This window comes from Pseudovibrio flavus (assembly GCF_009711345.1).
Lineage (GTDB): Bacteria > Pseudomonadota > Alphaproteobacteria > Rhizobiales > Stappiaceae > Pseudovibrio > Pseudovibrio flavus.
The window spans coordinates 56,766-66,633 of the sequence record NZ_SMMA01000047.1; the positions used below are offsets into that span (position 1 = coordinate 56,766).

Sequence of the window (9,868 nt, forward strand, 5' to 3'; positions counted from 1 at the left end):
CAGATCCGGCGGCGTGAGCATCATCAGTGGGGCGTTGAAGCATTCCCCGCAGATGATAGTGCTCACCAACAACGAACGCGTGCTTTCGCGTTACGCATTCAGTGCCCTATCGTAAGCATCAAGCACGCTTTCCTTCATCATTTCCGAAAGGGTCGGATGAGGGAAAATGGTATGCATCAGCTCTTCTTCTGTGCTCTCCATATTCATAGCCACCACAAAGCCCTGAATAAGCTCGGTTACTTCCGCGCCAACCATGTGAGCGCCAATGAGCTCGCCGCTCTTGTTATCGAAGATGGTTTTGATAAGCCCGTTGTCCTCGCCCAAGGCAATTGCTTTTCCGTTAGCAGCAAACGGGAAGCGGCCAACGCGGATATCGTCATAACGCTCCCGCGCTTTGGCCTCGGTAAGGCCAACGGAGGCAACCTGCGGGTGGCAATAGGTGCAGCCGGGAATAAGCGACTTTTCGAACGGGTGAACATCCGGCACGCCAGCGATTTTTTCAACGCAGATAACGCCTTCATGCTCTGCCTTGTGCGCCAGCATCGGTGGGCCAGCAACATCGCCAATGGCGTGGATGCCAGCTATGTTGGTGCGGCCAAAACCCTCTACCTCAATGCAGCCTTTGTTCGTCGTAACGCCCAACTCTTCAAGGCCAAGCCCTTCGATGTTGCCCATAACACCAACGGCAGAGATCATCCGCTCAAAGCTCTGGGTTTCGCGGCTGCCATCTGCCTTTTCAATGGTGGCAGTGATGCTATCAGCCTGCTTCTCTACACTGGCGACCTTTGCGCCGGTGATTATGGTCATGCCCTGCTTTTCCAGCGCCTTGCGGGCGATGCCGGAGATTTCAACATCTTCTACCGGCATGATGGTGTCCATCAGCTCAACAACGGTCACGTCACAACCCATGGAGCGGTAGAAGCTGGCAAACTCGATGCCAATCGCCCCAGACCCCATAACGAGCAGGCTTTTTGGCAGTTTTTCAGGCTTCATCGCCTCAAAGTATGTCCAGATCAGTTTGCCGTCTGGCTCAATACCCGGCAAAGAACGCGGACGGGCACCTATTGCGATGATGATGTTTTTGGCGCTGTAGGTTCCCTCACCTAGCGTGCCCTTGGGCGCAGGGTGCTGCGGCTCAACTGCTGGCTTGCTTGGTTTGGAAACGACGATCTCTCCAACCTTGGTGAGCTTGGCTTCACCCCAGATGATATCGACCTTGTTCTTCTTCATCAAAAAGCCGATGCCTTTGTTAAGGCGGGCAGAAACACCGCGAGAGCGTGCAACCACCTGTTTAATATCGGCTGTGATGGTGCCTTCCAGCTTCAAACCGTAATTGCTGATGTGGTCTGTGTAGTGCTTGATTTCGGCAGAGCGCAGCAATGCTTTGGTGGGAATGCAGCCCCAGTTTAGACAGATGCCGCCAAGGTGCTCACGCTCGACAATAGCCGTTTTTAACCCCAGCTGCGCAGCCCGTACTGCCGTTACATAGCCGCCCGGTCCAGACCCGATGATGATGAGGTCATAGGTGTTTGACATTTTATTCTCCCATGGCCGCCTGCCTCTTCAGTAGTGCAAAGAAAAGAGACAAGCGGAACAGCATGTTCTGTGGTGGTGGCGGGCGGTTAGATAACCATAAGCATCGGGCGCTCAACGTAGCGCTTGAAGGCGTTCAGCACTTCAGCACACAGCGCACCATCAACCGTGCGGTGATCGACAGAAAGGGTGACTGTCATCATGGTGACAATGGACGCTTCACCGTTTTTCGGTACGATGCGTTCCTGTGCAGCAGCAACGGCCAAAATGGTGGAGTGAGGCGGGTTAACGATAGCTGCAAAGCTGGAAACCCCCATCATGCCCATGTTGGAGATAGCCGTTGTACCGCCGTTGTATTCCGCCGGTTTTAGCTTGCGCTCTTTGGCGCGGGCGGCAAGGTCTTTCATCTCGGCAGAGATCACGGAAAGGCTCTTGGTTTCCGCACTGCGTACAATTGGCGTAATCAAGCCGCCCGGAATAGAAACAGCGACGCCCACATCCACATGCTTGTGCTTTAACGTGTGGGTCTGCGTCCAAGACACATTTGCGTCCGGCACATCACGCAATGCCAAAGCCCATGCCTTGATCATCATGTCGTTGACGGAGATTTTGAAGGCATCGCTTTCGGCGTTCATCTGCTTGCGCAGAGCCAAAAGCGCATCAAGCTCGACCTCAACAGAGACATAGAAATGCGGAACAGTTTGCTTGGATTCTTGCAGCCGCTCGGCAATGGTGCGGCGCATGTTGTCATGGGCCACTTCTTCAAAGCTGTCCGGCTCAAACAAGCTACGGGTTCTGGCATCCACTGCCGCCATATCACGGGCAGCAGGGGCAACAGGCGCAGCTTCGGCGCTCGCAGGTTCAGCAGTAACGGCGGCAGGCTTTGCCTCTAGCGCTGCCAGTACATCGCGTTTGCGGATACGCCCCTTAGGCCCGCTTCCGGTTACGCTTGCAAGGTCAACGCCGTGTTCGCGCGCCATACGGCGGGCAAGCGGTGTCGCTCTTACGCCCTTTACAGAAACCGAACCGGAAGGCTCATCCAGCACTGGGTTATCAGCGCTTTGTGGTACCGCTTCTTCTGCCACTTCAGGCACAGCCGCATCGGAGGAGCTAGAAGCACTGGAGGCCCCTCCGACTTGGCTGATATAGTCTTCGCCCTCGGCGAAAATCCACGCGACAGGAACCCCGATAGGAGTGTCCTCGCCTTCCTTGCCAATAATATCGCGAATGATACCGCTGGCCGGAGAATCGACCTCCATAGCCGCTTTATCTGTCTCGATTTCAAAGATCACATCGCCAACAGAAACAGTGTCACCGTCCTTCACAAACCACTGCGTGATCTTGCCGGTTTCCATATCCATATCGACTTTTGGGAGAATGACTTCGGTTGCCATAGCTAGCGCACTCCCTTTGCAAGATCACGAGCCGCTTCAATAATGCCCGGCACTTGCGGTACCGATGCTTTTTCCAGCTCTGGGTTATATGGAATTGGATTTTCCGTGCCGCCCAAACGCACAATCGGCGCATCTAGATAGTCAAAGGCTTCACTCTCGCAGATCATGGCGCTGATCTCCGCGCCGATGCCGAGCGTTTTCACCGCTTCATGCACGCACATAAGGCGAGAGGTTTTCTTCACGCTTTCGATGATGGTCTGCTTGTCCATAGGGCGGGCGATACGCAGGTCAATAACCTCGATATCCAGCCCTTCCTCGGTGAGTTTTTCGGCAGCTTCCAGCGCTTTGTGCACCATGATGGAGCTTGCAACGATGGTAAGGTCTTTGCCCTCACGCACCACTTTGGCTTTGTCCAGCGGCACGGTGTAGTACCCTTCTGGCACCTCGCCCACCATTTTGTAGAGCAGCTTATGCTCAAACACCATGACAGGGTCCGGGTCTTCCAGCGCGGCAAGCAGCATGCCCTTGGCTTCATAAGGCGTGGAAGGCTGAACTACCTTCAAACCCGGCACATGGGCAAACCATGCTTCCAGCGACTGGCTATGCTGGGCCGCAGCGCCCGTACCGGAACCGGCTGGCATACGCACCACGAGCGGTACGGAGACTTCACCACCCAGCATAAAGCGCGCTTTTGCTGCCTGATTGACAATCTGGTCAAGCGCCAGTGTCGCAAAGTCGGAGAACTGGATTTCGAAAATCGGCTTCATGCCGTTCATCGCCGCGCCAACACAAAGGCCAGCGCCGCCAAGCTCCGCAATCGGGGTCTCGATAACCCGCTCAGGGCCAAAGCGATCAATCAAATCACCGCTAACCTGAAACGCGCCGCCGTAAACGCCCACATCCTCGCCCATTAGGAAAACGGTCGGGTCTGCTTCCATGGCAAGGCCCATAGCCTCGCGAATTGCAATGGCGTAGCTGAGTTCTCTTGCTTCCTGTGTCATTGGGCCTGCTCCGTGTAAACGTATTGGCTAACGTCGGCGATGCTTGGGCTTTCGCTGTTCTTGGCAAATTCAATGGCCCCGTCGATGGTGGCCGACGCCCTCTGGCGCAGTTCTTCAAACACCTCGTCAGAACCAAAGCCGTGCTGCTTCAGCTCCATCTCGAAGCGGTCAATTGGATCGCGGTTTTTGATCCAGTCGTCGATCTCTTCCTTGGTGCGGTAGCGGTTGCGGTCGCTCTTGGAATGGCCGCGATGACGGTAGGTTTTGCATTCAACGATGGATGGCCCCTCGCCGGAACGTGCCCGCTCGACAGCCTCGCTTACCGCCTCTGCAACATCGGAAACGCAGTTACCGTCTACTGTTACACCCGGAATGCCGTAGCCTTTGGCGCGATCTGAAATGTTTGGAACGCTGCTGGCACGGGCAACGGAAACAGAAAGGCCGTAGCCGTTATTCTCACAAAGGAAAACGATAGGCAGCTTCCAGAGCGCAGCCATATTCACCGCTTCATGGAACGCGCCTTCGTTATTTGCGCCATCACCAAAGAAGCACAGGACGACCTTCTCTTCCTTTTTGCTTTTCACTGCAAAGGCAGCACCAACGGCAATGGGAATGCCCCCACCCACAATGCCGTTGGCGCCAAGATTGCCGCTCTTAAAATCGGCAATATGCATGGATCCGCCGCGCCCTTTGCAGTAGCCGGTAACCTTGCCAAAGAACTCCGCAAACATGCGGTTCACATCCGCCCCGAAAGCCACGCAATGACCGTGGCCGCGGTGGTTCGACATGATTTGATCGTTCTCTTGCAACGTCATAATGGCGCCTGTCGCCACCGCTTCCTGCCCGATAGACAGGTGCATGGTGCCGTGAATAAGGCCGCGCATGTAGCTGTTTTCCGCCCCCTCTTCGAACCGGCGGATCACATACATTTTGTAGAGCACATCTAGCAGCTCATCGCGTGAATAGTGCTGAAAGACAAAAGGAACATTTGCAGCAACTTCGCCCTTGTCTGCGGCGTGTCCATTCCTAGCCATGCTTACACAAAGCCTCCCTGAATATTTTGGTTTTTCCGGCTTTCATCAGCTGCTTTGATGGTTGGTACTTCGAGATATTGCCCCTTCTCGAAGCCCTGTTTTGTGCACAGTGACCAAGACCGGTTTTGTCTGAACCTGATTTGACAATAGGTGTACATATGATAGTTTGTAAATGCATTTGTACAGCAACACGACAGAATGTCGCAATTCACAAACGCCCGCTTCTCCATCAGGTTGGGCGCTCACCACACTTTTGAATTCAGGAGACCTTCAATGGCCATTCGCGCTGTCCTATTTGATCGGGATGGAACCTTGACCGACCTCGATAAAACATGGGGCGAAGCGCTAACGCAGGTGCTTTACAACCTCGCGGACGGAGATCACCAACTGGCTGCCGAGCTGGGTGATCTCACCGGTTTTGACTATGCCGAGCGCCGCTGCCGGCCAGACAGCATGATTATCGTCTCCTCCCCGCCGCAATACGCTGCAATCTGGGCCGAGCATCTGGGAGCGCCTGCGGACGAGGTGTTTTTCGCCCGCGTGGAAGACATCATGCAGGAAGAAGGCATCCGCAGTGTTACCCCGTTTCCAGACACCGTTTCCTGTTTGCAGGCGATAGCCGACATGGGCTTGCCTATCGGCCTTGCCACCAACGGCACAGAGGAAAGTGCGCGCCTTCAGCTAGAGAAGATCGGCGTATTGCATCTGTTTGATTTTATTGCTGGATATGACAGTGGCCATGGCCGCAAACCAGCGCCGGGTCAGTTGCTGGCCTTTGCCAAACAATGCGGCTTTGCACCGGAGGAAATCGCCATGGTGGGCGATAGCCTGCACGATATGCACGCCGCCCACAACGCTGGCATGCTGCGCATTGCTGTGACAACTGGTGCTCTATCCCGTGATGAACTGGTGGGCGATAGTGACCACTGCACCGAAACACTAAGCGAGGTTGCGGGCTACATTCAGGCGGTTCGCCTGGACATCCAAAGCCCCGCTATTGCAGTATAACTGGGCGAAAACGAAAGACGTTAGCTTTCGCCTTTCGCGAAGATGAAGCCGAGGGAAAGAAGCGGCGATACAATTGGAGGTAATCCTTAACCCTTTCCCACAAACTGCTGCAGAACCGTGAAAAACAGCTTTTCGCGGTGCACACAGGCGGTTAGTCTTACGCGGAAATGACTAATCTTGATTAGCGCCAAGAATCGCTGTGTTTTTGCCATAGGCACCTGATTATCTCTGCGCGAAAGCACAGCGCGAACCATTCAACCCGGCAGGGGCAAGTCCGGCAGTTGAATGGCGGGGAGCGCTGAAATGTACGCGCAAGAAAAAGGGAGAGTTGCGAATGGCTCGATTGAAACCTGGTGTCGTTTACGGTGAAGACTACAAAACACTCGTGAATGCTTGTCTGGAAGGACAATACGCACTTCCGGCGGTAAACATTGTTGGCACAGACACCGTAAATGCAGTTTTAGAAGCAGCTGCAAAAAACAACTCTGACGTCATTGTCCAACTTTCTAACGGTGGCGCACAATTTTACGCAGGTCAGGGACTGGAAGACAGTTTTCAGGCCAAAGTTCTGGGCGCGGTAGCTGCTGCCCAGCACGTTCACTTGCTGGCAGAGCATTACGGCATTGCTGTTGTTCTGCATACCGACCACGCAAACCGCAAGCTCGTTCCTTGGCTGGATGCCTTGATCGGATACGGGCGCGAATACTACAAAACCCACGGAAAACCGCTATTTACCTCCCATATGCTGGACCTTTCCGAGGAGTCTTTAGAAGACAACCTTGCTGAAAGCGAGCGTATGCTCAAGCTGATGGCACCGCTGGAGATGAGCCTAGAGATCGAGCTTGGCTGTACCGGTGGTGAAGAAGACGGCGTTGGTTCTGATGCTGATGTTGGCGCAGACAACCCGAAACTCTACACCCAGCCAGCTGACGTTCTGGAAGCTTATGACCGCCTCTCTCCACTGGGCCATTTTTCTGTTGCCGCCTCCTTCGGTAATGTGCACGGCGTGTATAAGCCGGGCAACGTGAGACTGCGCCCTGAGATCCTGCGCGAAAGTCAAAAGCTTGTTCAGGAAACCCACGGTCTGGGGCATAACCCTCTTCCGCTGGTGTTCCATGGCGGTTCCGGTTCCGACAAAGCAAAGATTGCAGAAAGTCTGGGCTACGGCGTGTTCAAAATGAACATCGACACCGACACCCAGTTTGCTTTTGCTCACAAGGTTGGTGAGTACACCGAGGCAAACGCCAAGGCCTTCAAGTATCAGATCGACCCGAAAGACGGAACGCCCTATAAAAAACAGTATGACCCGCGCAAGTGGTTGCGTGCTGGCGAGCTGGGTGTAGTGGAACGGCTTGACGAGGCTTTTAAAGACCTAAGAAGTACCGGACGCTCACTGGCAAAAGACTAAAAAAGCGCCCGCCGGATTTGACGGAGACAAGAATGAAAGCCCTATTTATAGGCCAAAGTTATATCGACGTAACCTTTCTGTCAGAGAGCATGCCAACTGGCGATGATAAGGCGATTGCAAATGATTATGCGGTGAGTTTTGGCGGCAACGCTGTAACCGCTGCCTTTGTTTGTGCCCGCCTCGGCATCAGCCCTGATCTACTGTGTTCCATGGCTGATGACTGGTTGTCGCGTATGTTCCGCGACATGGCGGCCAAGTACTCTATTCCGATCCATAGCTGTAAGGTGAAGGAAAGCTCGCTCTCCTTCATTATGCCGCGAGACGGAAAGCGTGCCATTGTCCGTTGTCGTGACAATGACTTCCTGCACCCGTTCCCGCAATTGAACCTCACAGGTTGCCGCGCGCTGCATGTTGATGGTCACATTCCGGAAGCTGCGCTCCACTACGCAAAAGAGTGCAAGAAGCATGGCATCCTCACCTCTTTGGATGGTGGTGCGGTGCGCACTAACACAGAAGAGTTGCTGGAGTATATCGATGTTGCTGTCGTCTCCGAATTGTTCTGCGAGCAGCTTGGCAAAGAGCCTGAAGAAGCCCTCGAGTACATGCGTACAAAAGGGGTAAAAGTTGGCGGTATCACACAAGGTGAGCACGGGCTTTTGTTCTATGAAAACAACGGTCCAATCCGCCGTCAGGCAGCGCTGAAAGTTCCAAAGGGCAAGGTGGTCGATACCAACGGCGCTGGTGATACGTTCCACGGTGCCTACGTTTATTCGTATCTGGCAAACCCTGAGGGCAAGTGGGAAGACCACTTCAAATTTGCCCGCGCAGCCTCTGCACACGCCATTCAGCATCTGGGTAACGAAGCATCGTTGCCGGGTCTTGCCGATATTGCGCAGGTGCGGGAGATGTACGAAGACAAGTAGGGCGAAGCCGCCTACTGAGCATCTGAATCAACGAGCCGGGGGCGCGCACCATGTACGCTCCCGTTTCTTTTTGTGGTTACCTTCCAGCAGGTTACCTTAGTAGCCGCGCAGTACGGCCTGCCCGCGCATGCGCGCACTGTGTGCAACATTCTGCCACAAGCCCAAACACCACACATCACAAACGCAATGAACAACCAATCTGCCCGAAGGGTAGGTAGGTTTGCGCACAGCCCGCAATACTGCGTACTCAATTTAACTAAAAATTGTAGTAAATTTTTACGCTCGATACGTAAATTTCGGTGTGCGCTTTATGAGTACTGTAAGCGGTAAGAAAATTAAATTTGTTGCACTCTCCATTATTTCACTACCTACACTATTTCAAAGCCCCATAACTTACGCGGAGGAACGTAAAACTGAAGAAGACCGGTTTTACAGAAGCGGCGCGCAGCTAATCCAAACTGGAAACCACGAGAGTATTACCAGCGGAACATTTGTGGGTGATGCTTACGGCGGCAGCGACAAACTTGGCGGCGATGTAACGCTCAACTCGCTCACTGTTAGCGGCAACGGCACCAAACTGGACGGCGCTGGTTACGGCGGCTACACCGAAAACGGTGGTAATATCTTCCACAATGCTATCTCCATAACGGATGGAGCCGAAGTTACGCAGCACGTTTATGGCGGCTGGAGTGATACTGGTGATATCAGCGAGAACACCGTAACCGTTAGCGGCGGATCGCAGATCAAAGGTTCCATCTACGGCGGCCAAAGTGGCGGCGGCAGCATTTCCAAAAACAGCGTTACAGTTTCCGACGGCAACACCGTTGTTGAAGGCTCGGTTATGGGCGGCTCAACAGCGGGCGCCAGCGGGGCGATGACCGACAACGATGTGACGATCCGCAGCGGCGCAACCGTAAAGGGCGGCGTTTATGGCGCTCATGATCGCAACGCTTCCTCGAACTTCGATATGATTGGCAACACAGTGGAGGTTCGCGGTTCGGGTACAGAGGTTGGCTGGGTTACGGGCGGATACACGCTCGGCAGCGGAACATCCTCTAACGTTGTTGTTGTCAAAGACAGCGCAGCAGTTGCGCAGGATGTTTACGGCGGCTTTAGCCAAAATGGGGCTGCGAAAAACAACTACGTTTCCATAACAGGCGGCACGGTTGGTAGAGATGTTGCAGGTGGCTACAGCTTTTATGGCCAGGCGACCAACAACAAGGTGATCGTTGGCCACAGCCAGATTTCCGGAAGTATCTATGGTGGCTACGGCGGTGGATACGATACCAGCATCGACCTTATTTCAGACAATGAATTCCATTTAGTCAGTGCTCTTAGGCTTGGCAGCGACCAAACCGTTGCCAACTTCGAGAAATACAATTTCGACATAGGTGCAGACATTGAGGCTGGTGACACCATGCTTCATGTGGGTTCACCTGTTGATCTGGCACCAGAGCTTAACAACCCAAACAACGTAGAATCGCAGGTCAACATCACCGGCGTTTCTAAAAGCACAAAGCTTGTCGTCGGCGACAAAATCACCTTGATCAACAAAACCGAAAACGCC

The 9,868-nt window shown here is 53.9% G+C and carries 8 protein-coding genes; 4 read left to right on the forward strand and 4 right to left on the reverse strand.

The features are described from left to right. Positions 1-90 precede the first annotated feature (90 nt). The 4 genes from lpdA to E1162_RS01990 all read right to left on the reverse strand — a co-directional run bounded on the left by lpdA (position 91) and on the right by E1162_RS01990 (position 4,962). Positions 91-1,536 carry a dihydrolipoyl dehydrogenase gene (gene lpdA / locus E1162_RS01975; RefSeq protein ID WP_155126076.1) on the reverse strand — a complete coding sequence of 482 codons (1,446 nt, stop codon included), beginning with the start codon at positions 1,534-1,536 and terminating at the stop codon, positions 91-93. An 86-nt stretch (positions 1,537-1,622) separates the two neighbouring features. Beyond that, entirely contained in the window at positions 1,623-2,927 is a 1,305-nt protein-coding gene (locus E1162_RS01980) for a pyruvate dehydrogenase complex dihydrolipoamide acetyltransferase (RefSeq protein ID WP_155126078.1), read from the reverse strand. Positions 2,928-2,929: 2 nt separating this feature from the next. After that, complete coding sequence (locus E1162_RS01985) at positions 2,930-3,928, reverse strand: alpha-ketoacid dehydrogenase subunit beta (RefSeq protein ID WP_155126080.1); 999 nt, start codon at positions 3,926-3,928, stop codon at positions 2,930-2,932. Beyond that, complete coding sequence (locus tag E1162_RS01990) at positions 3,925-4,962, reverse strand: thiamine pyrophosphate-dependent dehydrogenase E1 component subunit alpha (protein ID WP_155126082.1); 1,038 nt, start codon at positions 4,960-4,962, stop codon at positions 3,925-3,927. Before E1162_RS01990 ends, E1162_RS01985 begins: the two co-directional genes overlap by 4 nt. A 273-nt stretch (positions 4,963-5,235) precedes the next feature. On the opposite strand from E1162_RS01990, the gene E1162_RS01995 reads away from it, so the two are divergent. From E1162_RS01995 to E1162_RS02010, 4 genes are all read left to right on the forward strand, one after another. Next, complete coding sequence (locus E1162_RS01995) at positions 5,236-5,970, forward strand: HAD family hydrolase (RefSeq protein WP_257098582.1); 735 nt, start codon at positions 5,236-5,238, stop codon at positions 5,968-5,970. A gap of 334 nt (positions 5,971-6,304) precedes the next feature. Further along, a complete protein-coding gene (gene fbaA / locus E1162_RS02000) occupies positions 6,305-7,378 on the forward strand; it encodes a class II fructose-bisphosphate aldolase (protein ID WP_155126086.1) in 1,074 nt (357 codons plus the stop codon). Positions 7,379-7,410: 32 nt separating this feature from the next. Beyond that, positions 7,411-8,301 (forward strand): sugar kinase, encoded by an 891-nt coding sequence (locus E1162_RS02005; RefSeq protein WP_155126087.1) that lies wholly within the window; start codon positions 7,411-7,413, stop codon positions 8,299-8,301. A gap of 310 nt (positions 8,302-8,611) precedes the next feature. Beyond that, a partial coding sequence (locus tag E1162_RS02010; RefSeq protein WP_371311762.1) for a hypothetical protein occupies positions 8,612-9,868 on the forward strand: 1,257 nt, incomplete at its 3' end.